The sequence below is a fragment of the Curtobacterium sp. PhB115 genome (assembly GCF_003752025.1).
GTDB lineage: Bacteria > Actinomycetota > Actinomycetes > Actinomycetales > Microbacteriaceae > Curtobacterium.
This window is the reverse complement of sequence record NZ_RJKR01000006.1, coordinates 313,439-337,966: the sequence shown is the minus strand read 5'-3', so window position 1 is coordinate 337,966 and position 24,528 is coordinate 313,439. Positions and strand designations below refer to the sequence as shown.

The 24,528-nt window shown below is 69.4% G+C and carries 21 protein-coding genes; 15 read left to right on the top strand and 6 right to left on the bottom strand.

The window, feature by feature from the left end; translation table 11 throughout:
• Positions 1 to 139: 139 nt before the first annotated feature.
• The 4 genes from EDF19_RS07115 (at position 140) to EDF19_RS07100 (ending at position 2,302) form a co-directional block, all read left to right on the top strand.
• Positions 140 to 826: a hypothetical protein gene (locus EDF19_RS07115; protein ID WP_123680217.1), complete on the top strand. Its 687-nt coding sequence runs from the start codon at positions 140 to 142 to the stop codon at positions 824 to 826.
• On the top strand, positions 826 to 1,437 hold the full coding sequence (locus tag EDF19_RS07110) for an ATP/GTP-binding protein (protein ID WP_123680216.1): 612 nt from the start codon (positions 826 to 828) through the stop codon (positions 1,435 to 1,437). Before EDF19_RS07115 ends, EDF19_RS07110 begins: the two co-directional genes overlap by 1 nt.
• Positions 1,437 to 1,868, top strand: coding sequence for a roadblock/LC7 domain-containing protein (locus tag EDF19_RS07105; RefSeq protein ID WP_123680215.1), 432 nt, complete (start codon positions 1,437 to 1,439; stop codon positions 1,866 to 1,868). Before EDF19_RS07110 ends, EDF19_RS07105 begins: the two co-directional genes overlap by 1 nt.
• Positions 1,869 to 1,942: 74 nt before the next feature.
• A complete protein-coding gene (locus EDF19_RS07100; protein ID WP_123680214.1) occupies positions 1,943 to 2,302 on the top strand; it encodes a hypothetical protein in 360 nt (119 codons plus the stop codon).
• 62 nt (positions 2,303 to 2,364) lie between these two features.
• Here the strand turns inward: EDF19_RS07100 and EDF19_RS07095 are convergent, their stop codons facing one another.
• The 5 genes from EDF19_RS07095 to EDF19_RS07075 form a co-directional block, all read right to left on the bottom strand.
• A complete protein-coding gene (locus EDF19_RS07095; RefSeq protein WP_123680213.1) occupies positions 2,365 to 3,060 on the bottom strand; it encodes a CGNR zinc finger domain-containing protein in 696 nt (231 codons plus the stop codon).
• A gap of 47 nt (positions 3,061 to 3,107) precedes the next feature.
• On the bottom strand, positions 3,108 to 3,557 hold the full coding sequence (locus EDF19_RS07090) for a SprT-like domain-containing protein (RefSeq protein WP_185022728.1): 450 nt from the start codon (positions 3,555 to 3,557) through the stop codon (positions 3,108 to 3,110).
• 38 nt (positions 3,558 to 3,595) lie between these two features.
• Entirely contained in the window at positions 3,596 to 4,426 is an 831-nt protein-coding gene (locus EDF19_RS07085) for a hypothetical protein (protein WP_123680211.1), read from the bottom strand.
• 86 nt (positions 4,427 to 4,512) lie between these two features.
• On the bottom strand, positions 4,513 to 5,238 hold the full coding sequence (locus EDF19_RS19090) for a DUF4064 domain-containing protein (protein WP_185022727.1): 726 nt from the start codon (positions 5,236 to 5,238) through the stop codon (positions 4,513 to 4,515).
• A gap of 180 nt (positions 5,239 to 5,418) precedes the next feature.
• Positions 5,419 to 6,261, bottom strand: coding sequence for a spermidine synthase (locus tag EDF19_RS07075; protein ID WP_123680210.1), 843 nt, complete (start codon positions 6,259 to 6,261; stop codon positions 5,419 to 5,421).
• Positions 6,262 to 6,394: 133 nt separating this feature from the next.
• Here EDF19_RS07075 and EDF19_RS07070 point away from each other — a divergent pair, with 133 nt between their 5' ends.
• From EDF19_RS07070 to rpoC, 6 genes are all read left to right on the top strand, one after another.
• Positions 6,395 to 6,904 carry a hypothetical protein gene (locus tag EDF19_RS07070; RefSeq protein WP_123680209.1) on the top strand — a complete coding sequence of 170 codons (510 nt, stop codon included), beginning with the start codon at positions 6,395 to 6,397 and terminating at the stop codon, positions 6,902 to 6,904.
• Positions 6,901 to 8,151, top strand: a complete 1,251-nt coding sequence (locus EDF19_RS07065) for a sensor histidine kinase (RefSeq protein ID WP_123680208.1) — start codon at positions 6,901 to 6,903, stop codon at positions 8,149 to 8,151. Before EDF19_RS07070 ends, EDF19_RS07065 begins: the two co-directional genes overlap by 4 nt.
• Positions 8,148 to 8,810, top strand: a complete 663-nt coding sequence (locus EDF19_RS07060) for a response regulator transcription factor (protein WP_123680207.1) — start codon at positions 8,148 to 8,150, stop codon at positions 8,808 to 8,810. Before EDF19_RS07065 ends, EDF19_RS07060 begins: the two co-directional genes overlap by 4 nt.
• 358 nt (positions 8,811 to 9,168) lie before the next feature.
• A complete protein-coding gene (locus tag EDF19_RS07055) occupies positions 9,169 to 9,768 on the top strand; it encodes a hypothetical protein (protein ID WP_123680206.1) in 600 nt (199 codons plus the stop codon).
• 377 nt (positions 9,769 to 10,145) lie between these two features.
• Positions 10,146 to 13,634: a DNA-directed RNA polymerase subunit beta gene (gene rpoB / locus EDF19_RS07050; protein ID WP_123680205.1), complete on the top strand. Its 3,489-nt coding sequence runs from the start codon at positions 10,146 to 10,148 to the stop codon at positions 13,632 to 13,634.
• 44 nt (positions 13,635 to 13,678) lie between these two features.
• Entirely contained in the window at positions 13,679 to 17,560 is a 3,882-nt protein-coding gene (rpoC, locus tag EDF19_RS07045; protein WP_123680204.1) for a DNA-directed RNA polymerase subunit beta', read from the top strand.
• 128 nt (positions 17,561 to 17,688) lie between these two features.
• On the opposite strand, the gene EDF19_RS18800 is transcribed toward rpoC, so the two are convergent.
• Positions 17,689 to 18,084 carry a VOC family protein gene (locus tag EDF19_RS18800; protein WP_148071052.1) on the bottom strand — a complete coding sequence of 132 codons (396 nt, stop codon included), beginning with the start codon at positions 18,082 to 18,084 and terminating at the stop codon, positions 17,689 to 17,691.
• 86 nt (positions 18,085 to 18,170) lie between these two features.
• Here EDF19_RS18800 and EDF19_RS07035 point away from each other — a divergent pair, with 86 nt between their 5' ends.
• From EDF19_RS07035 to EDF19_RS19500, 5 genes are all read left to right on the top strand, one after another.
• On the top strand, positions 18,171 to 19,196 hold the full coding sequence (locus EDF19_RS07035; protein ID WP_123680202.1) for a GNAT family N-acetyltransferase: 1,026 nt from the start codon (positions 18,171 to 18,173) through the stop codon (positions 19,194 to 19,196).
• 178 nt (positions 19,197 to 19,374) lie between these two features.
• Positions 19,375 to 21,042, top strand: coding sequence for a GspE/PulE family protein (locus EDF19_RS07030; RefSeq protein ID WP_123680201.1), 1,668 nt, complete (start codon positions 19,375 to 19,377; stop codon positions 21,040 to 21,042).
• A 19-nt stretch (positions 21,043 to 21,061) separates the two neighbouring features.
• The gene (locus EDF19_RS07025; protein WP_123680200.1) at positions 21,062 to 22,615 is read left to right on the top strand and encodes a type IV pilus twitching motility protein PilT; all 1,554 of its coding nucleotides are present in this window, start codon (positions 21,062 to 21,064) and stop codon (positions 22,613 to 22,615) included.
• Complete coding sequence (locus tag EDF19_RS07020) at positions 22,615 to 23,847, top strand: type II secretion system F family protein (protein WP_123680199.1); 1,233 nt, start codon at positions 22,615 to 22,617, stop codon at positions 23,845 to 23,847. The genes EDF19_RS07025 and EDF19_RS07020 overlap by 1 nt, the downstream gene beginning before the upstream one ends.
• Before the next feature lie 185 nt (positions 23,848 to 24,032).
• Entirely contained in the window at positions 24,033 to 24,500 is a 468-nt protein-coding gene (locus EDF19_RS19500) for a prepilin-type N-terminal cleavage/methylation domain-containing protein (RefSeq protein ID WP_185022726.1), read from the top strand.
• The last annotated feature ends 28 nt before the right edge of the window (positions 24,501 to 24,528 follow it).

Below are 24,528 nucleotides of genomic sequence, written 5' to 3'. Positions count from 1 at the left end.
GGTACCTCCACAACAGGTGACGCCCAGAAGGGGGCTTCCTGGCAGCGGCGCCGAGCCGGTTGGATCGACACGTCCGATCGGCGCGCCAGCGTCGAGGGAGCGACGGCCGGGGGACCGGCGCCAGGAGGATGACCCAGGGATGGAACCAGCACACCTGTCGGGACCCGGGGGCCTCGAGGCCACCCCGTCGCAGGAGCCCTCCCCGATGCCCCGGTTCGGCTGGACACGCGTCGCGATGGCGCTCCGGCCGATGTGGGACGCGCCCTCCGAGGTGCTGCGTGTCGAGATCGCCGGGCACCGCCCCCTGATCATCGACGTCGCCACCGACGCGTACTGGTCGGACACCGCACTCGACGCGCTGCCGATCGAGCCCGACGAGCTCCGGGTCGGCCGTGAATCACGCGACGCCGAGTCCGCCGTCTCCGACGGCCCCGGCAACGAGCTCCAGGCGTTCCTCTGGTACGTCGGCCTCAACTCGTTCCCCGGCGAACTCGCCTGGTGGCTGCAGCGCGACGACCGCTACCGCCTGCAGCGCTGGCCGAACTTCACCACCCTCGCGCACACCCCGGACCACGTCCGGATGACCTCGCTGCTCGGGTACGCCTCGCTGACCGTGGACGAGCTCGCCGAGCAGGCGAACGTCGCACCGACCGAGGCCCGTCGTCTCATCAACGCCTTCAGCCTGATGCGCATCCTCCGCTCGGAGACCCCGGACGTCGCCATGGCCCGCCCGGCCTTCGACCGGCCTGTGCACGTCGCCACTGCGGCCGCCCCCGCACCGCGCAGCGGACTCTTCCGCCGCCTGCTCGACCGGCTCGCCCGCTGATGGCCGAGCACGTCATCCTCTTCGCCGGCCCGATGGGCGCCGGGAAGACCACCGCCATCGAGGCGCTCAGCGAGGTCCCGGTGGTCCGCACCGAGGCCGCGAACACCGACCGCGAGACCGCCGACAAGGCGACGACGACCGTCGCGCTGGACTACGGCGAGATCACCGTCGGCGAGACCGACAAGGTGCGTCTGTACGGCATCCCCGGGCAGCGCCGCTTCGACTTCATGTGGCAGATCCTGAAGGACCGCGCCCGTGGGCTCGTCGTGCTCGTCAACGCGGACGCGCCGGACCCCGTCGCGAGCCTGATCGAGTACGTCGACGAGTTCCGTGAGCTGTACGACCGCGGCGGCGTCGTGGTCGGGCTGACGCGGGCCGACGTCGCGAGCCCGGCCGGTGCCGGGTCGTCCGCGGGTGCCCCGTCGTCCGCGGGTGCCCTGCCGTCCGCCGCTTCGCTGTCGGACGCGCTGCAGGCCGCGTACCCGGACATGCTCGTCCCGGTGTTCACCGTCGACCCGCGCCGGACCGAACAGATGACGACGGTGCTGCTCACCCTCGTCGCCAACATCGAGATGCGCGCGGCCATGGCGCCCGCCGAGGAAGTCCACTGATGTCGCTCGCCCCCCACCAGGACCCCGCCGTCATCGAGCTCGGCCGCGTCGAACTCACCGCGCTGCGCCAGTCCGCTAGCTCGCTCCTCACCGCCTCGCTCCTGACCGACGACGGCTTCGAGGTCGTGCGCGTCGCCGAGCCGACGACCGAGGCCGCCGACGGTGCCCGGTTCGCCAGCATGGCGAGCTCCATCCAGGCCCTCAGCGAGGCCGTCGCCCGCGAACTCACCATGGGCTCCGGCGAGTACGTGATCATCGCCGCCGAGCGCGGGCACCTGATCCAGATGCGGATCCCGGGCTCGACGATCGTCCTCGCCGCACTGTTCGGCACCGACGAGATGCTCGGGAAGGCCCTCACCGTGACCCGCAGGACCGCCACCCGCATCGCGGACGGACTGCTCCAGCACACCCGAACCACGGTCGCGCTCTGAACCGGAGCCGTCCCCTCCACCGGTCCGATCCACCTGGGCGACGACCGTCAGCACCGAACGACAAGGAAACCCGAATGTCCTCCATCACCGACTCCCTCAACGAGCTCGTCGCCGTCGACGGCGCCATGGCCGCAGCGGTCGTCGACAGCGGCTCCGGCATGCTGCTCGGCGGTGCCGGCTCCGGCATCGACCTCGAGCTCGCTGCCGCCGGCAACACCGAGGTCGTGCGCGCCAAGCTCAAGACCGCTCGGTCGCTCGGCCTCGCCGACTCGATCGACGACATCCTCATCACACTGTCGTCGCAGTTCCACATCATCCGACCGCTGGCCGCGCAGCCCGAGGTCTTCATCTACTTCGTGCTCGACCGCGCGAAGGCGAACCTGGCGCTCGCGCGCATGAAGGTCAAGTCCGTGGAGTCCGCGATCCAGTTCTGATCCCGGACACGACGAGAGCGGCCCCGCACACGCGGGGCCGCTCTCGTCGTTGCTGGGGTGGTTCAGACCGCGGCGCGGCGGGCGCGGTGCGCGCGCACCTTCGCGCGGTTCCCGCAGCGCTGCATCGAGCACCAGCGACGGGTCCCGCCGCGGGACGAGTCGTAGAACACGAGCGCGCAGTCGTCAGCCGAGCACCGGCTCAGCCGGGTCGGCCGGCCGTCGGCCTCGACGTCGTCGAAGCCGACCTCGGTGAACAGCGCGACCGCGTCGCGCGCGACGCTCGAGAGTGCCTGGGCGAGGCGCACACGGTTCGCTCCGGCGCGGCGTCGGCCACCCGGGAGGCTCGGGGGCACGTCCGGCAGGGCGGCGAACAGGTTGACGGTGTCGATGTCGTCGGGAGCGGGGCGGGTCCGTCCGGCCCCGGCGCGGAGACCCGCCGCCACTGCGGTGCGCTCGGCAGCCGTGGACGCTGGGGCTGGTGCCGCTGCGACCGCGAGCCGGGCGATCGCCGCGCGGAGGGCACGGGCGTCCTGGAGCTCGCGTGCGCTCGCCCCCACGTCGATCGGCTCGGTGTGGTCGCTGAGCCACTCGTCCAGGTCCGCCGGGCTCGCCAGCAGCTCACCGAGCTGGGACCGCGGACGTCGACCATCGGGGTCGTCGGCGAATCCACCGGTGTGCGCGAAGTCGAGGGCGATCCGTCCGGCGTCGAAGAACCAGGTGGAACCGGCGTCCGTGCGGATGTGCTGCCCCGTGTGCATCCGTCCAGGCTAACGGGTTACCGGCGCGCCTCCGTGCGCGGACCGAGTCATGCGGTAGTCGCGGCCACCTGTGCGGGGTCGTCGGCATCGGTCCGGCGCCGCCAGACGATGAGGTTCCGGCTGTCGAAGCGCCGTGCGCAGCGGGCACAGGCGAGCTGCCGTGTGGGGGTTCGGTACCGGAAGTGCTCGTGTCCGGCCGGGCAGGTGCCGATCCACGGCGCGAGTTCGCTCGCGATCGGACCGTCGTGCAGCCGGGAGCCGGTGTACCCGATCGACGCGGCCGTGCGCTTCCACTTCGGTCCGTGGCCCGCCCGGGCACCGGCGAGGGCGTGGGCCACCTCGTGGAGGAGCACCTGCTCGATGTCGTCCTCGGAGAACCGAGTGGCGAGGTGCCGGCTGACGGTGATGCGCTTGCGAGCGAAGTCGCACTGTCCCGCTCGGGTCTTCGCGTTGTCGAAGCCGAACGCCCACGAACCCGCACCGAGGTGCTCGGTCATGAGGGCTTCGGCCCGGGAACGGACCGCGTCGAGTGCGGTCACTGCTCGGCGCGGGGGTCGGCCTGGCCCTTCTTGGCTGCCCGTGCGGCGATCCGGCCCCAGATGTCGTCGGCCTCGGTCCGGGCGGCGTCCGGCGCACCGAGTACACGGCGGCGGATCGGCGGGACCTGCTTCACGGGCTCGGCGACGCGGGTGGTCGGCTCGTCGTCCTCGGAGCGGCGTGCCGCGACCTCGCGGGCGGTGCGCGGCTTGTCCGAGGGCTCTGCCGGGTGCGTGATGGAGGCGCGCATCGCGGCCTCGACCGCGGTGCGGAGGGCGTCGGTGCGCTCGGACGGAGCACCGGCCTGGCGGAACGCCTGGTAGGCGCGGGACAGCGCGGAGCGTGCTTCCTCGAAGCGGTCGTTCTCGAACAGCGACCACCCCTCGATCTCGGCTGCGGCGCCCTCGAGCTCCGGCCACTCCTCGGTCGCGGCGGTGTCGCGTGCCAGAGCGGCCTCGGACGCCGCGCGCTCGTAGCGGCCGAGGTCGTGCAGGATGTGCGCGCGGCGGATCCGGGCGGCGACCTTGTCCTGTCGCTCACCGGTGAACATCGCCAAGCGGAACACCTCTTCGGCGACGACGAGCGACTCGTCGAGACGGCCGAGCAGGCGGAGGAGCTCGGCGCGTTCCGCGAGCGCATCGGTGCTGCGGCTCTGGCCGAGGTCGCGCAGCCGCTGGTGCACCGCGTCCACGTCGACGGCGGGTCGCAGGCTGATGGGCGCGAAGGTGCTGCCCGGGCTCACCCCGGCCGTCACGGGAGCCGCGTGGCGCGGTTCGCGGGAACGGTCGGACGGGTCGGGCTGCTGACGGTCGTCGGGCGGGAGGGACATCGGTTCGAGGGTAGCCGCGCTCCCCTGGAATGCGGAACGGCCCGCCGTGCCGGAGCACGACGGGCCGCTCTGCGGTGGTGGTTCCGTCAGGAGCCGGCGCCGACGGCCGCGGCCGCCGCGACACCGATGTAGGTGACGAAGGTGGCGATCGTCGCCACGACCGCCAGGACGATCGCGAAGATCCCCCACCCGCGGCCACGCTTGGTCACGGCGGCGATGATGCCCTGGACGAACGCCCACAGGCCGAGGAGCGCGGCGACCCCGGCCACCACGCCACCGGTGCCGATCTGGGAGATGACCGCGGGGTCGTTCATGAGCTGCTGCTGCAGTTCCTGCTGGTCCGCGGCCGACCCGCCGTTCTGCATCAGGCTGTTGATCGCATCGCTGTTCGCGAGCGCCGAGCCCATGATGAACCCGCCGATGACGCCGATGACGAGGGCGGCGAGTCCGAGGATGAACGCCACGACCCCCAGCGTCTTCTTCTTGGTCTTCGGCTCGTCGTAGCTCTGCCACGCCGGGCCGCCGGCGTTCGCGGCACCGTGCTGCTGGCCGTAGGGCTGCTGCTGGCTGTACTGGTTCTGCTGCTGTCCGTACTGGTCCTGCTGGCCGTACTGTGCCGGCTGCTGCCCGTACTGCGGCTGCTGGCCGTACTGCGGTGCCTGCTCGCCGTACTGCGGGGTCGAACCCGGCGCCGGGTCGACCCGCTCGCCGTACCGCGGTGCGTCGGCGGCGGGCTGCTGCCGGGGGTCGCCCCAGGTCGGCGCCTGGCCGTCGCCCGTCCGGTCGTCGTTGCTCCGGTCGTCGTTCGTCATCAGGGATCCCATCGCTCGGTCGCGCACCTGCGCGGTCGTTCAGACCATCCTGACAGCCGTACCCGCCGAGTGCCCGAACCCGGGCGCGCGCCGCCCGTGCACCCGTCGTGCGACAGACCACGAGGCGATCGACTCGTGGTCTGTCGCAGATCGGGTGGGTGTCCGCGCGGCGTTCCCGCGTCAGCCGCCGAACACGCTCCGGTTCGGCTCCGGCGACGCGACCGCCGTGGCATCGGTCACGATCGGCGCCCCGGCGATGAACGCCCGCAGCTCCGCACCGTGCACGACCTTCGCCGGCATCGGGTCCGACGAGTACCGCCGCGGCATCTCGGCGATCGGCAGGTCGGTGGGGGAGCCGAGCAGCACGATGTTCCCGAACCGGCGTCCCTTGAGCATCCCGGTGTCCGCGACCGCCGCCACCGAGGGCAGCACCGCCTGCAACGTCGACGCCTGCCCCCGCGCGAACGCCAGGCCCGCGCCGTCCGCCACGTTCACGGCGACGATGCCGGTGGGCGACAGGAACGAAGCGACCTCGCGGTAGAACTCGATGCTCGTCACGTGTGCCGGGATCTGCGAGCCGCCGAAGACGTCCACGACGGCCAGGTCCACGGTGCCGTGCAGGCCGGCGGGGAGCTTCCCGAGGACCTCGCGGGCATCGCCGTACCGCACCCGGATCGAGGCGCCGCGGGGGAACGGCAGCGCCTCACGCACGTGGTCGACGAGGTCCCGCTCGAGCTCCACGACCTGCTGGCGGGAGCCCGGCCGGGTCACCGCGACGTACCGGGGGAGCGTCAGCGCCCCGGCGCCGAGGTGCAGCGCCGTGATCGGGCCGTCGGGCAGCAGGTCGATCGCGTGCCCGATCCGCCGGATGTACTCGAACGCCAGGTGCGTCGGGTCCTCGAGGTCGACGTGCGACTGCGGGGTGCCGTCGACGATGAGGGTGAAGGAGCCGGGGCGGTGCCGGTCCGGCTCGACCACCGAGTACCCCGCACCGATCCGGAACCCGTCGAACGCATCAGCCATGCCCCCAATGGAACACCACCGCGATCCCCACCCGGACCGCCACCCCTGGTTGGTGTGCCGGCGGACGCCCCGGAACGAGGCTGGTCCCACCGGTCGGGAACGCCCCGCCGGACCCCGTCGGAAGGCGCACACCATGTCGGTCCAGCTCGTCGTGAACATCCTCGTCGGACTCGCGCTCGTCGCGTTCCTCGCCTACCGCCAGGCGACGTGGCAGTACCTCGACCCCTCGCGCATCTGGCGCACGCCGCTCGTGATGGCCGTCGTCGGCGTGGTCGTCCTCGCCCAGTCGAAGGCCGCGATCACGACGACGGACATCGTCCTGCTCGGCGTCGAGGCGCTCGTCACGATCGGCATCGGCCTCACGATGGGCAGCATCACCCGGTTCCGCACCACGGACACCCCGGACGACAAGGGCCGGACGGTCCAGTCCCGCACCGGGTGGCTCGGCGCCTCGCTCTGGCTCGTGCTCATCGCCGTCCGCATCGGGCTCGACGTGCTCGGCGGACACCTCGGCGCCCACCTCCTCACCTCGACCGGCGCGATCCTGCTGGTGCTCGCGCTGAACCGCGCGGCTCGAGCGCTCGTCATCGACCAGCGCATCCCACGTGCCGGCCGCTCGGCACGCGGCATGATGGTCCGGTGAGCCTCCTGACCGACCGGGACGAGGCCGACCTCTCCGGAGGCCGGTCCCGTCCGGGCGTCGCCTGGGGCCTCAACGCCCTCGGCATCGCGATCGTCGGGTTCTGGTTCGTCCGCAACGGCGTCCTGCTCCACCACCCCGCATGGGTGTGGGTGCTCGGTGCGGTGGCGCTCGCCGCGTGGGCGGTCCGCGAGTTCGGACGGTCGCCCCGCCTGCTCGTGGTCGCCGGCATCGTGATGATCGCGGCGGGCTCGGCGACGGTGGTGGCGACCGACTCGCTGATGATCGTGCCCGTGATCGTCGGCATCGTGCGCGTCGGCGCGGACCTGCGGGTGCCGATCTGGACCGCGGCGGTGGCGGCGGTGGCCTCGATCGTCGTGATCGCGACGTTCGCCACCCTCGAGCACGCCTCGGTGCAGTTCGTCCTCGGGACGAGCGGGGGCCTGCTGCTCGGGATCCTCATCGGGTTCAGCCGCCGGCAGTTCCGGATCGCGGCGGTCCGGGCGCGACAGGCCGAGCAGGACCAGCAGCGCGCCGAGCTCCTCGCGGACCGGCAGCGTGCATCGCGGGACATCCACGACGTGCTCGCGCACTCCCTCGGTGGCCTGGTGCTGCAGCTCGACGCGGTGGAGGCCCTCCTCGAGGCCGGCCGGGTCGAGGACGCCACGAAGCGTGCGGGCGAAGCGCGGACCCTCGCGGCCGACGGCCTGGCCGAGGCCCGGCGAGCCGTGCACGCCCTGCGCGACGACCGCGACGACCGCGACGACCGCGACGACCGCGACCGCGACGAACTGGACGCGACCACCACCCCACCCGTCACCGACGCGCCCGAGCCGCCCCGCGCCTCCCGGCCGCCCGTCACCCACGGGACGGGCCTGACGGCCCTGCTCGACGCACACCGCTCCTTCGGCGGCGTGGTCGTGGTGCAGGGCGACACGGACCTCACGGCACTCGACGCGGCGCACCGTGGCGCCGTGGTCCAGGTCGTCCGGGAGGCACTGAGCAACGCCCGCAGGCACGCTCCCGGCCGCCCCGTGTCCCTGTCCGTGATCCGGGACGGCGACGCCGTGGACGTCGTCGTGGCGAACCCGCTCGCCGACGGCGGCCACGGGCTGCTCGGGATGCGCGAGCGCTTCGACGAACTCGGCAGCGGTGCGACGGTCGAGGCGGAACGCTCCGACGGCGAGTTCGTCGTCGCGATGCACCTGCCCGTCGACGTCCTCGCCACCGCCGACGAGGACTCCGCGTGAGCATCCGGGTGCTCGTCGTCGACGACCAGGCCATCGTGCGGGACGGCCTGGTGACGGTGCTGTCGCTGGTGCCCGACCTCGAGGTCACCGGCGAGGCCTCAGACGGTGCCGAGGCCGTCGCCGCCGTCGAGCGCGACCAACCGGACGTCGTGCTGATGGACCTGCGGATGCCGGGGACCGACGGGCCGACCGCGACCGCGCGCATCGTGGCGGAGCACCCGGAGATCGCCGTGCTCGTGCTGACGACCTACGCGGACGACGAGTCGATCGTGACGGCGTTGCGCGCCGGTGCCCGCGGTTACTTGACGAAGGACGCCGGGCGCACCGAGATCGCGACTGCGATCCGTGCCGTGGCCTCCGGGCAGTCGACGTTCGACGCGACCGTGGGCGCGCGGCTCGTGGCGCAGCTGGCGGGTGGCCCAGCAGCCGGCGGCAAGGGAACCGACGCGACCGCACTGCCTGCGCTGCGCGACCGGTTCCCCGACCTGACGCCGCGCGAGGCCGACGTCCTCGAACTCATCGCGGCTGGCCGGACGAACCCGCAGATCGCGGCGACGCTGTTCCTCACGGTGCCGACCGTGAAGTCCTACGTGAACCAGGTGTTCGCGAAGCTCGGGGTGCGTTCGCGCGCCGAGGCGGTCAGCCGCGTCCTTCGCTGACGCACCCTGCATCCCGCCCCGTCCCCGCCGCCCGCGCCCTTCCCAGCCGATCGCAGGCGGACGCTTGAATGCGTACACATGAACGGCCAGCGGACGCCAAGACTCGCGCCGTACCGTTGATGCAGTCGTCACCCGGCAACGGCGTCGATGCGTGCAGTGCCCCACACCTCGCGCGTCCGCCGTTTCCCCGTGACCACGACGTGCCCGTGAGCGACCCCCACCGCTCGAGCGTGCGCGTCGTCGGCGTGCCCTGAGCGCGCCGCCTCCCCCGGTCACCCGCGTGCGCTGGCCGTTGCACACCACGCGTTCGTCGTGCACCAGACGGAACGCGGCACTCCGGACCACGCAGGAGCCCCACATGACCGCAGACACCATGAGCGTGCCCACCACCCGCTCCGCCGTCGCGAACGGACGGATCGCCGCAGCCCGACGGGCGGAGGCGATCCGTGCCTCCCGGCCCTTCCACGCGGACGTCGAACGCGCGCCGCGCTGGATGCGCGTCCTGGGCGGCGTCCTGCTCGCCGGCGGACTCGCGCTCGCCGCCGCCGTGCTGGGATGGCCCGGCGACGCCCCGGAGACCGCGCTCATCGTGCCCGCACTGGTCGCCGTCGTCGCGGGCGTGCTGCTCCTGTCCGCCCGCGCGGGCTTCGCCGTGTCGGAGACGCACGTCACCCTGCACTTCCGGCCGCTCCCGCCCCGTCGCATCGCCCGCCGACGGATCGCCGACGTCCGGCTGGTCGAGGCGGACGCCTCCACCTACGGCGGTGTCGGCCTGCGCCTCGGCCGCGGTGTCCGTGCGCTGATCCTCACCCCCGGCCTCGGCATCGAGTTCACCGACGACCGTGGCCGGGTCACGTTCGTGCGCACCCGCCGTCCGGAAGACGCGTTCCGTGCCCTGGCGGGTCAGCAGCGACGGCCTGGAGGCACGGATCACGTCGAGCGCGAACGCATCGGCTGAGCGGGCGGTCGGGAATGGCGGGGGCGCTGACGCGCTTATACACGCCACTGCCGAATCCGGTCAAGCCGGGACTGGACAGCGCGCCTCAGCGCGAACTATGATGGCAGTTCGCGCTCCCTGGCATCCGTGTCGTCATATTGCGGTCGACGCAGAGTTCTGAACATCACGTTCATCCTCGCCCTGGTGCAGCCGGACCCGTATATGGCGGCGGGTCCCGCTCACGGAGATCATCCCACACGTGCACCGACGTTCCGCGTCAGGCACGCGTCGGCGTGGTCGCAGGGTCTCGAACTCGCGGGGATCGCCGAGCGATCAATCCACTCACCTACATGCTGCTCGTCAGTACCGGCCCGACGGGGCCTACGGAGGTCACACCCTTGGCTGCTGCGCCCAACGCATCCACCAACCCCAAGAACGGTCGCAACCACTCGCGACTCTCGTTCGCCAAGATCACGGACACCCTCACGGTTCCTGATCTGCTCGCACTCCAGACGGAGAGCTTCGACTGGCTCGTCGGCAACGACGTCTGGAAGGCCCGTCTCGCAGAGGGACAGGAGCAGGGTCGCACCGACCTCGCACTGCACTCCGGGCTCGAGGAGATCTTCGAGGAGATCTCCCCGATCGAGGACCTCGGCGAGACCATGCAGCTCTCGTTCACGGCTCCCGAGCTCGAGGACCCGAAGTACTCGATCGACGACTGCAAGGAGCGCGGCAAGACCTACGCCGCTCCGCTGTACGTCAACGCCGAGTTCATGAACCACATGACGGGTGAGATCAAGACGCAGACGGTCTTCATGGGCGACTTCCCGCTCATGACCGAGCGCGGAACGTTCATCATCAACGGCACCGAGCGCGTCGTCGTGTCGCAGCTCGTCCGTTCCCCCGGCGTGTACTTCGAGCGCCAGCAGGAGAAGACCTCCGACAAGGACATCTACTCCGCTCGCGTGATCCCCTCGCGTGGTGCATGGCTCGAGTTCGAGATCGACAAGCGCGACCAGGTGGGCGTGCGCATCGACCGCAAGCGCAAGCAGTCCGTCACGGTCTTCCTCAAGGCGCTGGGTCTCACCAGCGAGGAGATCATGGAGGAGTTCCAGGGCTTCGCCTCGATCGAGTCGACCCTCGAGAAGGACGCCATCCTCACCAAGGAAGAGGCGCTCAAGGACATCTACCGCAAGCTGCGTCCGGGCGAGCAGGTCGCTGCCGAGGCCGCGCGTGCGCTGCTCGACAACTTCTACTTCAACTCGAAGCGCTACGACCTGGCGAAGGTGGGCCGGTACAAGGTCAACCGCAAGCTCGGGATCGACGCCCCGCTGTCCGACTCGGTGCTCACCGTCAAGGACATCGTCGCGACGATCAAGTACCTCGTGTCCCTGCACGCCGAGAAGACCACCATCAACGGTGTCCGCGACGGCGAGCCGGTGCAGCTGCGCCTCGACGTGGACGACATCGACCACTTCGGCAACCGTCGCATCCGCGCCGTCGGCGAGCTCATCCAGAACCAGGTCCGCACGGGTCTGTCCCGCATGGAGCGCGTCGTCCGCGAGCGCATGACCACGCAGGACATCGAAGCGATCACGCCGCAGACGCTCATCAACGTGCGTCCCGTCGTCGCTGCGATCAAGGAGTTCTTCGGGACGTCCCAGCTGTCGCAGTTCATGGACCAGAACAACCCGCTCGCGGGCCTGACGCACAAGCGTCGCCTCTCGGCCCTCGGCCCGGGTGGTCTGTCCCGTGAGCGTGCCGGCGTCGAGGTCCGTGACGTCCACCCGTCGCACTACGGCCGCATGTGCCCGATCGAGACCCCGGAAGGCCCGAACATCGGCCTGATCGGTTCGCTCGCGTCGTTCGGTCGGATCAACTCGTTCGGCTTCATCGAGACCCCGTACCGTCGCGTCGTCAACGGCGAGGTCACGAAGACCATCGACTACCTCACCGCTTCGGAAGAGGACGACTTCGTCGTCGCGCAGGCCAACGCCCCGCTGACGAACGACTTCCACTTCGCCGACGACAAGGTGCTCGTCCGCAAGAAGGGTGGCGAGGTCGAACTCGTCGCCAAGGACGAGGTCGACTACATGGACGTCTCGCCGCGCCAGATGGTGTCGGTCGCGACCTCGCTCATCCCGTTCCTCGAGCACGACGATGCGAACCGCGCCCTCATGGGTGCGAACATGCAGCGTCAGGCTGTCCCGCTGCTCCGCTCCGAGTCGCCGCTCGTCGGCACCGGCATGGAGGGCTACACCGCCATCGACGCCGGCGACGTCGTCACCGCCGACAAGGCCGGTGTCGTCTCCGAGGTCTCGGCCGACGCCGTGACCCTGCAGCTCGACGAGGGTGGCACGCAGACCTTCTACCTGCGCAAGTTCGACCGCTCCAACCAGGGCACGAGCTACAACCACCGCGTCATCGTCTCCGCAGGCGAGCGCGTTGAGCAGGGCGAGGTCATCGCCGACGGTCCCGCGACGGAGAACGGCGAGCTCGCGCTCGGCAAGAACCTCCTCGTCGCGTTCATGCCGTGGGAGGGCTACAACTACGAGGACGCGATGATCCTGTCGCAGAACCTCATCAAGGACGACACCCTCTCCTCGATCCACATCGAGGAGTACGAGGTCGACGCCCGCGACACCAAGCTCGGCAAGGAAGAGATCACCCGCGACCTCCCGAACGTCAGCCCGGACCTCCTGGCCGACCTCGACGAGCGCGGCATCATCCGGATCGGTGCCGAGGTCCGCCCCGGCGACATCCTGGTCGGCAAGGTCACGCCGAAGGGCGAGACCGAGCTCTCCGCTGAAGAGCGCCTCCTCCGCGCCATCTTCAACGAGAAGTCGCGCGAAGTCCGCGACACCTCGCTGAAGGTGCCCCACGGTGAAGAGGGCACGATCATCGGCGTCAAGGTGTTCGACGCGCAGGACGGCGACGACGAACTCGGCTCTGGTGTCAACCAGCGCGTGGTCGTCTACATCGCCCAGAAGCGCAAGATCACCGCGGGTGACAAGCTCGCCGGTCGTCACGGCAACAAGGGCGTCATCTCGACCATCCTCCCGGTCGAGGACATGCCCTTCCTCGCCGACGGCACCCCGGTCGACATCGTCCTGAACCCGCTCGGCGTCCCCGGCCGCATGAACTTCGGTCAGGTCCTCGAGATCCACCTCGGTTGGCTCGCCAAGCAGGGTTGGAACGTCGAGGGCATCCAGGAGTGGGCGTCGGCGCTCCCCGAGGCAGCGCACAGCGCCGCTCCGGGCACGAAGGTCGCCACCCCGGTGTTCGACGGTGCGTACGAGCGCGAGATCGAGGGCCTCCTCGACTCGACCCTCCCGAACCGTGACGGCGAGCGCCTCATCGGCTCGTCCGGCAAGGCGCAGCTCTTCGACGGTCGCTCCGGCGAGCCGTTCCCGGAGCCCGTCTCGGTCGGCTACATGTACATCCTCAAGCTGCACCACCTGGTCGACGACAAGATCCACGCTCGTTCGACGGGTCCGTACTCGATGATCACGCAGCAGCCGCTGGGTGGTAAGGCGCAGTTCGGTGGCCAGCGATTCGGTGAGATGGAGGTGTGGGCGCTCGAGGCGTACGGCGCCGCTTACGCCCTCCAGGAGCTCCTGACGATCAAGTCCGACGACATCCTCGGCCGCGTGAAGGTCTACGAGGCGATCGTCAAGGGCGAGAACATCCAGGAACCCGGCATCCCCGAGTCGTTCAAGGTCCTCATGAAGGAGATGCAGTCGCTCTGCCTGAACGTCGAGGTCCTCTCGGCCGACGGCCAGGCGGTCAGCCTGCGCGACAACGATGACGAGGTCTTCCGCGCTGCGGAGGAGCTGGGCATCAACATCTCCTCGCGGTTCGAGTCGTCCTCTGTCGACGACATCTGATCCCGCCCGTACATCGAAGCCTGAATCAGCAAGAGAGAAGAACATTGCTCGAAGCAACTTCCTTTGACGCCATTCGGATCGGCCTCGCAACCGCCGAGGACATCCGTCAGTGGTCGTACGGCGAGGTCAAGAAGCCGGAGACCATCAACTACCGCACCCTGAAGCCCGAGAAGGACGGTCTGTTCGGCGAGCAGATCTTCGGGCCGTCCCGCGACTGGGAGTGCGCCTGCGGCAAGTACAAGCGTGTCCGGTTCAAGGGCATCGTCTGCGAGCGCTGCGGCGTCGAGGTCACCAAGTCCTCGGTCCGTCGTGAGCGCATGGGCCACATCGAGCTCGCTGCCCCCGTCACGCACATCTGGTACTTCAAGGGCGTCCCGTCGCGCCTCGGGTACCTCCTCGACATGGCGCCGAAGGACCTCGAGAAGGTCATCTACTTCGCGGCGTACATGATCATCGACATCGATGAAGAGGGCCGTCACGCGGACATGCCGGGTCTCGAGAACGAGATGCGTCTCGAGATCAAGACCCTCGAGGGCCAGCGCGACTCGATCATCGCCGACCGCCTCAAGAAGCTCGAGGACGACCTCGCAGCCCTTGAGGAAGAGGGTGCGAAGGCCGACGTCAAGCGGCGCACCAAGGACACCGCCGAGAAGGAGATGTCCCAGGTCCGCAAGTCGTTCGACGAGGACATCACCCGTCTCGAGCGTGTGTGGGAGGACTTCCGCAACCTCAAGGTGGGCGACCTCAAGCCCGAGGACGCCGTCTTCCACGAGCTCCAGGACCGGTTCGGGATCTACTTCGACGCCTACATGGGCGCCGAGGCGATCAAGCTCCGGCTCGAGGCGTTCGACCTGGCTGCCGAGGCCGAGGCGCTGCGTCTGCAGATCGCCGAGGGCAAGGGCCAGAAGAAGATCCGCGCGATCAAGCGCCTGCGCGTCGTCAGCTCCTTCCTCGCCACCGGCAACTCGCCGGCAGCGATGGTGCTCGGCGTCGTGCCGGTCATCCCGCCGGAGCTGCGCCCGATGGTGCAGCTCGACGGTGGCCGCTTCGCCACGTCGGACCTCAACGACCTCTACCGTCGTGTGATCAACCGCAACAACCGTCTCCGCCGCCTGCTCGACCTCGGTGCCCCCGAGATCATCGTGAACAACGAGAAGCGCATGCTGCAGGAAGCGGTCGACGCGCTGTTCGACAACGGTCGTCGTGGACGTCCGGTCACGGGTACCGGCAACCGCGCCCTCAAGTCCCTGAGCGACATGCTCAAGGGCAAGCAGGGTCGTTTCCGCCAGAACCTGCTCGGCAAGCGTGTCGACTACTCGGGCCGTTCGGTCATCATCGTCGGCCCGCAGCTGAAGCTGCACCAGTGCGGTCTGCCCAAGCAGATGGCGCTCGAGCTCTTCAAGCCGTTCGTGATCAAGCGCCTCATCGACCTGTCGCACGCGCAGAACATCAAGTCGGCCAAGCGCATGGTCGAGCGTTCGCGTCCGCAGGTGTGGGACGTGCTCGAGGAGATCATCCGCGAGCGCCCCGTGCTGCTGAACCGTGCGCCGACGCTGCACCGTCTGGGCATCCAGGCGTTCGAGCCGCAGCTCGTCGAGGGCAAGGCCATCCAGCTCCACCCGCTCGTGTGTGCTGCGTTCAACGCGGACTTCGACGGTGACCAGATGGCCGTGCACCTGCCGCTGTCGGTGGAGGCCCAGGCCGAGGCCCGCATCCTGATGCTCGCCTCGAACAACATCCTGAAGCCGTCCGACGGCCGTCCGGTGACCCTGCCCGCACAGGACATGATCATCGGTCTGCACCACCTCACGACCGTCCGCGAGGGCGCCGTGGGTGAGGGCCGTGCGTTCTCCTCGGTCGCCGAGGCGATCCTGGCCAACGACCAGCACACGCTGCACCTCAACGCGATGGCGAAGATCCGCATGACGGGTGTCCACTTCGCCGAGGGTGAAGCACCCGAGGGCTACGAGCAGGGCGACACTGTGCTGCTCGAGACGACCCTGGGCCGTGCGCTCTTCAACGAGACCCTCCCGGCGAACTACCCGTTCGTCCAGAAGGTCACCGACAAGGGCGTGCTCTCCGCGATCGTCAACGACCTCGCCGAGCGGTACTCCAAGACCGAGACGGCCGCCGCGCTCGACCGGATCAAGGACGCCGGCTTCTACTGGGGCACGCGCTCCGGTGTGACCGTCGCCCTGTCGGACGTCGTGACGCCTCCTCGCAAGAAGGAGATCATCGCGGGCTACGAGATCCAGGCCGCCAAGGTGCAGGGCGAGTTCGACAAGGGTCTGATCACCGACGCGGAACGTCGCGCCGACCTGATCAAGATCTGGACCGAGGCCACCAACGAGATCGCGCAGGAGATGCGGGACAACTTCCCCGTCGACAACACGATCAACCGCATGGTGTCGTCGGGTGCTCGTGGTAACTGGCTGCAGGTCCGCAACATCGCCGGTATGCGTGGTCTGGTGAACAACCCGAAGGGCGAGATCATCGCCCGCCCGATCATCAACTCGTACCGCGAGGGCCTGACCGTGGCGGAGTACTTCATCGCCACCCACGGTGCTCGTAAGGGTCTTGCCGACACCGCGCTCCGTACCGCGGACTCCGGGTACCTCACCCGTCGTCTCGTGGACGTCTCGCAGGACGTCATCATCCGCGAGGACGACTGCGGCACGACCCGTGGCCTCGAGCTGCCGATCGCGACCGTGGACGCCGACGGCAAGCTCGTCCGCGACCCGCGCGTCGAGAACACCGTGTACTCGCGCACCCTGGCCACCGAGGCCGTGGACGCGAAGGGCACGGTCGTCGCCGAGGCCGGCGAGGACGTCGGTGACGTCCTCATCGACAAGCTGCTCGCTGCCGGTGTCGAGAGCATCAAGGTGCGCTCGGTCCTGACCTGCGAGTCGGCCGTCGGTGTCTGCGCGAAGTGCTACGGCCGTTCGCTCGCCACGGGCAACCTGGTCGACATCGGTGAGGCAGTCGGCATCATCGCCGCGCAGTCCATCGGTGAGCCCGGTACCCAGCTGACGATGCGTACCTTCCACACGGGTGGTTCGGCCTCGGCCGATGACATCACCCAGGGTCTGCCGCGTGTCACGGAGCTCTTCGAGGCCCGTACGCCCAAGGGCGCGTCCCCGATCGCCGAGGCCCCCGGCCGCGTCGTCGTCGAGGACACGGACAAGGGTCGTCGGATCATCCTCACGCCGGACAACGGTGACGAGCCGTTCATCTACCCGGTGCTCAAGCGTGCGACGCTCCTCATCGAGGACAACCAGCACGTCGAGCTCGGCGAGCAGTTCATCGCCGGTACCGTCGACCCGAAGGAAGTCCTCCGGGTCAAGGGTGTCCGAGAGGTCCAGAAGCACCTGGTCAACGGTGTGCAGGACGTCTACGGCTCGCAGGGTGTGCCGATCCACGACAAGCACATCGAGGTCATCGTCCGCCAGATGCTCCGCAAGGTCACCGTCGTCGACCACGGCGACACCGACCTGCTGCCGGGTGAGCTCGTCGACCGGTCGCGCTACAACGCGCTGAACCGTGCGGCGCTGCAGGAGGGTCGCAAGACCGCCTCGGCTCGCCAGGAGGTCATGGGCATCACGAAGGCGTCCCTCGCGACCGAGTCGTGGCTGTCCGCCGCTTCCTTCCAGGAGACCACCCGCGTGCTCACGCAGGCGGCCATGGAGGGCAAGCAGGACCACCTCGTCGGCCTCAAGGAGAACGTCATCATCGGTAAGCTCATCCCCGCCGGGACGGGCCTCAGCCGGTACCGTGACGTGGACGTGAACGCGACCGAAGAGGCGAAGGCGGAGCGGTACCCCAACCGCATCTTCGCTGACGACTCGTCGTTCTCGGACGCCGACCTGAGCTTCGTCGACTTCGACAGCTTCTCGTCGGACGACTTCACGCCGGGCACCTACAACTGAGTCTGATGTGATTCCACGAAGGCCCCGTCTCCGCAAGGAGGCGGGGCCTTCGTCGTGTGGTCACCAGGTGACGGACGGGAGGCGCGGCGCGGGGCCGCCACGGGCCTCCAGGCCGTCACCGGTCGCGTCTACATCGCGCGACCGGCGCCGCTGTCGCGACCGGATCCGCGACCGGTCTCGTCGACCAGGGAGAACAGGCTGAGGACGTTGCCGTCGGGGTCGCGGACGTCGAACCAGTTGACCGCGCCGTCGACGCACTCGACGGGGCCGATGTCGATGCCGAGCGCGCCGATCCGGGCGTGCTGTGCGGCGACGTCGTCGATGCCGAACCGGACGCTGACGGGGTTCTCTTCAGCAGAGTCGTCCTCGTAGAGCTGGATCCAGATGCCGCCGACCTCGTACTCGGCGACGCCGTCCTCGGGTTCGAGGTCCGGCTCGGTGCGCTCGAACACGGCGCCGTACCAGAGGCAGGACGCCTCGATGTCGGTGACGGGCAGCCCCACGGTCACGCTCGTGATGTCCATGACTCATCATGTCCCCGAGCGACCCCGCTCGTCGAGGGCCTTTCTGCGGGTTCCGCGCTCCGCGGCGCAGCTGGCAGGCTGGTGGGATGGCGACCCTGCGCGAACGGATCACGGCCCCTGCACACCTCGAGCTGCCGGTGCCGGTGGGTGAGCTGACGTTCCGCGCGGGCACGCGGGACGACCTGGAGGAGTTGCACGCCGTGGCCGTCGCCGCGGCGGCCGTCGACGACCCGCACGCGCATCCCTCCACAGCGGACATCGACCGGTCGTTGTCCACCGAAGGGCTCGACGTCGCTCGGGACACGCTGGTCGGGGTTGATGCTGACGGGCATGTGCAGGCCTACGGCATCGTCATCGACGTCCCCTCCCGTGTCACCGCGGCACGGGCGGTGCTCGAGGGCGCTGTCCACCCCGACCTCCGGGGGCGGGGGATCGGCCGTCGGGTACTCGCGTGGCAGGTCGGTCGCGCGCGCCAGCAGTTGGCTGCCCTGGACCTCGACGTGCCCGCGACCCTGGACGTCGGCGGTCCCGCCGGTGCGGCCTCGCTGCGGCTCGCCGCGCGCTTCGGGTTCGAGCCGACGCGCAACTGGGTCGACATGCAGGTCGTGTTCGACGGCGCCGCCTCGGCGTCCTCCGTGCCGCCGGTCCCTGCCGGCTTCGTCGTGCGCGCTGCGACGGCAGACGACATCGAGCCGCTCCGTGTCGCGAAGAACGACGCCTTCCGCGACCACTGGGGGTCTCAGCCCATGGTCGAGTCGGACTGGCGCGGGTTCCTCACCGCGACGAAGAGCCGGCTCGACCTGTCGCGGGTCGTCCTCGGCACCGACGGATCGGTCCTGGCGTTCGCGATCGTCGAGGTCGACCCCGACGGGTTCGCTGCTCGCGGTCGGTCGTTCGGGTACGTGCACTGGGTCGGGGTCGTCCGGTCGGCGCGCGGACTCGGGCTCGCACCGATCGTCCTCGACGCCTCGTTGCAAGCGATCCGCACCGACGGGTTGTCCGCCGCCGTGCTGCACGTCGACGCCGAGAACCCGAGCGGCGCCGGGCGCATCTACGAGCGCATGGGGTTCGTCGCCGGCGAGGTCCACGTCACGGCGTCGACCTCGCTCTGACCGGGGAGTTCCCCGGCGGGGACCCCTGTTCTGGGTGCACCGGGACCCCCTCCGCCCCCTCTTTCTGGGACTGCGGTCGACGAGTGTCGCGGAAGTAGCGTGGTCGGGCGCCACACCCCTGGTGGCGCACCACCCGACGACGTCTCGCCGTGCGCGAGTCCAAGGAGGTAGGGGGCCCATGGCGACCCTGTCCGAGATCCTCATCCTCAACGGCGCCCTGCCGATCGAGCACCTCGACTCGATGACGGGTGACGAGGACCTCGACGAACGCGCCATCCGTGGCCTGGTCGACCAGGGCGTCGTCAGCGAGGCGCAGTACATCACCGCACGCGCCGCGTCGAACAACTCCCGCACCGTCCCGCTGACCGACTACCCGGTCGACGGCACCGCCGTCTCGATGCTCCCGGCCGCGCTCTGCCGTCGGCACGGGGTGCTCGGTGTCGGGTTCGAGGGCGAACTCCTCATCCTCGCGATGGTCAACCCGACGAACGTGCTCGCGCTCGACGACGCCCGCGCCGCCTCCGGTCGGACGATCAAGCCCCTGCAGGTCGAGGAGCGCGACCTCGCCGCCGCGCTCGACCGCTACCTGCGCGCCGACGACGAGCTCAACGACCTGACGTCCTCCCTCGAAGAAGAGGCCTCGGCGACCGCGAACGCGCAGGTCGACATCGGCGACGGCGCCCTCGACGACGTCCCGATCGTCCGGTTCGTGAACCTCCTCGTCTCGCAGGCGATCCAGGACCACGCCTCCGACATCCACATCGAGCCCGGCGAGCACGAGGTCCGGGTGCGGTACCGCATCGACGGCGTGCTGCACGAGATGGCCCCGGCACCGAAGAACATCCAGAACGGCGTCATCAGCCGCCTGAAGATCATGAGCGACATCGACATCGCCGAGCGTCGGAAGCCCCAGGACGGCCGCATGTCGGTCCGGCACGGCGGCCGGCAGATCGACCTCCGCGTCGCGACCCTGCCCACGGTGTGGGGCGAGAAGGTCGTCATGCGGATCCTCGACAACACGAACACGTCGTTGACGCTGAAGGACCTCAACCTGCTCGAGCGGAACTTCGAGGCGTACCAGCGGTCGTACTCGAAGCCGTACGGCATGATCCTCGTCACCGGGCCGACCGGTTCGGGCAAGTCGACCACCCTCTACACGACCCTCAACGCGGTCGCGAAGCCAGAGATCAACGTCATCACGGTCGAGGACCCGGTCGAGTACCGGATGGCCGGCATCAACCAGGTGCAGGTCAACCCCAAGGCCGGCCTGACGTTCGCCTCCGCCCTGCGGTCCATCCTGCGTTCCGACCCCGACGTCGTGCTCCTCGGTGAGATCCGTGACCACGAGACCGCGCAGATCGCGATCGAGGCATCGCTCACCGGTCACCTCGTGCTCTCCACCCTGCACACCAACGACGCACCGTCCGCGATCACCCGACTGACCGAGATGGACATCGAGCCCTTCCTCGTCGGCTCGGCCCTCGACTCCGTCGTCGCCCAGCGTCTCGCCCGGCGGCTCTGCGAGCGGTGCAAGGCACCCGCGGTGTACGAGGCCGACCAGCTCCGTTCGCTCGGTTTCCTGCGCCCCGGCGAGGAGATGCCCGAGTTCTGGGCGCCCGTCGGTTGCGCCGTGTGCTCGCACACCGGGTACCGCGGCCGGATCGCCCTGCACGAGGTCATGACCGTGACCGAGGAGATCGAACGCCTCGCCGTCACCCGCGCCTCGAGCGCCGAGATCAGCCGGGTCGCGCAGGAGCAGGGCATGCTCACGCTGCGGCAGGACGGCTGGGAGAAGGTGCAGCTCGGCATGACGAGCGTCGACGAGATCCTGCGCGTGGTCGCGTAGCCGGTGGAAGGCCCAGAAGATGACTGACTCCGTGTACGACATCACCACGCCCGGCGACGAGCCCGTGGCCGGGTGGCACCCGGGTGCCCCCGGTGCCGAGGTCGGTTCGCGCCGCGCGGCCCGGCTCGCTGCTGCTGCTCCGGCCTCCCCGGAACAGGTCTACGACCTCGGCGACGACACCGCCGGCTGGCCCGCGCCGACGGGTTCACCCGTCGCCGTGCCCGTCGCGCAGCCCCTCGCCGCACCGGCGACCCCGCCCGCAGCGGTGCCGTCGTCGACCGCGACCTACGGGTACGCCGAAGCGCCGACCCAGCAGCTGCCCGCCGTCCCGTACAGCGGGTCGCACTACGCCGCTCCGGCAGCACCCGCCCCGGCTGCTGCCACCTCCGCCGGTGACGTCGACTTCTCACGTCACGCACGCGAGGTCGCCGACCCCGACCTCATCACCGCGCTCGCCCAGGTCGTCTACCAGGGTGCATCCGACCTCCACGTCACCGCCGACGCCCCGCCCACGGTCCGCGTCGACGGGGCCCTCCGTCCCGCGGTGCCGGGTGGCGCGTGGTCGCGCGGCAAGGTCATCGCCGCCCTCAAGACGCTGCTCTCCACCGAGCAGATGGGGCAGTTCGACCACGAGCAGGAACTCGACTTCGCGTACTCGCTGTCGCCGGAGTACCGCTTCCGCGTGAACTACTACCAGCAGCGCGGCAACTGGGGCGCGGCCTTCCGCATCATCCCCACGAAGATCAAGACGCTCAAGCAGCTCGGCATCCCCGACCACGTCGGCGACTTCGCCGGCCTGCCCCGTGGCCTCGTCCTCGTGACCGGCCCCACCGGCTCTGGCAAGTCCACGACGCTCGCCGCCCTGATCGACCTGGTCAACGAGAGCCGTGCCGACCACATCGTGACGGTCGAGGACCCGATCGAGTTCATGCACGAGCACAAGAAGGCGATCATCAACCAGCGCGAGGTCGGCGCCGACACGCACTCCTTCGCGGCCGCGCTCAAGCACGTGCTGCGCCAGGACCCCGACGTCATCCTGATCGGCGAGCTCCGCGACCTCGAGACCATCTCCGTCGCGCTCACCGCCGCCGAGACCGGGCACCTCGTCTTCGCGACCCTGCACACCCAGAGCGCTCCCGGCACCATCGACCGTGTCATCGACGTGTTCCCGCCCCACCAGCAGGGACAGATCCGCACGCAGCTCGCGGCGACCCTGCAGGGCGTCGTCTGCCAGACCCTGGTGCCGAAGGCCAACGGCGTCGGGCGGGTCGTCGCCACCGAGATCATGACGATCACCCCCGCCATCGGCAACCTGATCCGCGAGGGCAAGACCTACCAGATCACCTCGGCCATGCAGGCTGGGCGTGACCTGGGCATGCACACCATGGACCAGGACCTCGCCGAACTGGTCAACGTCGGCACGATCTCGCGCAAGGCCGCGATGGACAAGGTGCACGACGAAGAGGGCTTCGACCGGCTGGTGCAGCGCGTCGAGTCCCCGTCCGACTCATCCGCCGCCGCGATCGCCGCCAGCGGCATCGACTTCGGCGACAAGTTCTCCGGAGGCTACTGATGTCGCTCGCGTTCGACTACCGCGGCCGGGACGGCGCCGGCAAGCTCGTCAAGGGTCGCCTCGACGCATCGTCCGAGGGGGCCGTCGTCCAGCGGCTCCGGGGGATGGGCGTCTCGCCGATCGCGATCACCGAAGCACGGGCCGGCACCGGGCTGCAGGCCGAGATCAAGATTCCCGGGTTCGAGAAGGGCGTCGGCCTGAAGGACCTCGCGATCATGTCGCGCCAGGCCTCGACGATGCTCACCTCGGGGCTCTCGCTGCTCCGCGCACTCACGATCCTCAGCGACCAGACCGAGAACAAGAAGCTCAAGGACATCCTCGGGAAGGTCCGCGACGACGTCGAGCGTGGTGTCTCGTTCTCCGACGCGGTCGCGAAGTACCCGGTGGACTTCCCGCCGATCATGATCAACATGATCCGCGCGGGTGAGACCGGTGGGTTCCTCGACCAGGCGATGGACTCCATCGCGACGAACTTCGAGAAGGAGCACAAGCTCCGTTCCACGATCAAGTCCGCGATGACCTACCCCGTGGTCGTCCTGGTGATGTCGCTGCTGGCCGTCGCGATCATGCTCATCTTCATCGTGCCGATCTTCCAGGACATGTTCTCGTCGCTCGGCGGCAAGCTGCCGTTGCCGACGATGATGCTCGTGTACATGTCGCACGCGATGAAGTTCATCGCCATCCCGCTCGCGATCGCCATCGCCGCGTTCTGGCTCTGGTGGCGCGTGAACAAGAACACCGACCGGGTGCGAGCCTTCGTCGACCCCATCACGCTGCGGCTGCCGGTGTTCGGTGAACTGCAGAAGAAGATCGTCATTGCTCGCTTCGCCCGGAACTTCTCGAACATGATCGGTGCCGGCGTTCCCATTCTGCAGGCATTGCGCATCGTCGGAGAAGTGTCGAACAACTTCGTCGTGAAACGTGCGCTCGACAATGTCGCAGAATCCGTGCGAAAGGGTGAATCCATTGCGGAGCCATTGTCGAAGGAAACCGTCTTCCCGACGATGGTGACGCAGATGGTGGCCGTCGGTGAGGACGCCGGTTCGCTCGAGATCATGCTCGAGAAGATCGCGGTGTTCTACGACGCCGAGGTCGAGGCGACCACGGATGCCCTGACGTCGCTGATCGAGCCGCTCCTCATCGCGTTCCTCGGGGTCATCGTCGGCGGCATGATCATCGCGCTGTACATGCCGATCTTCCAGATCACGAACGTCGTCCAGAACGCTTCCTAGGCCATTCCACCCCCATGCGGGGGCGGTGTGCAATTCGCGCATCCCCCGCACTGGGGGTGTTTTGTGCCCGGGTTGCCCCCCGTTCTCGGGATTACACCCTCGAATCGCCCCGAATACGCTGATGTGCGGCGGCCGAGCAAGCCCCGAAATCATCCCCCAACATTCCCCGCAGAATGGAATCAATCATGTACTTCGCTCTCATGGGCAAGCTCGACGCTCGCCGCAAGGGTCTCCTGAAGGACGACGAGAAGGGGTTCACCCTCATCGAGCTCCTGGTCGTCGTGATCATCATCGGCATCCTCGCCGCGATCGCCATCCCGGTCTACATCAGCGTGCAGAACAACGCGAAGAACTCGGCTGTGAAGTCCGACATCACGAACGCGAAGACCGCGATCGTTACCGTGGTCACGTCTTCGGACACCGGCACGTACCCCGCGTCGCTCGACGCCGCGGCCCTTGCCGCTGACCCCTACAAGGCCGCGGGGAGCACTGCTGGCGCGGACACGACCCTCGCGTACTCGGTGAACGCCGACAAGACCGCGTTCTGCATCTCGGGCAAGAGCACCGCGACCGGTAAGACGTTCGGCGCGACCGATGCGTCCGGCGTCGCCGAGGGCACTTGCGCCGCTGGCGTCTTCACGAAGAAGCCGTAGTCGAAGCGACGGGGAGTCATGGCGCAGG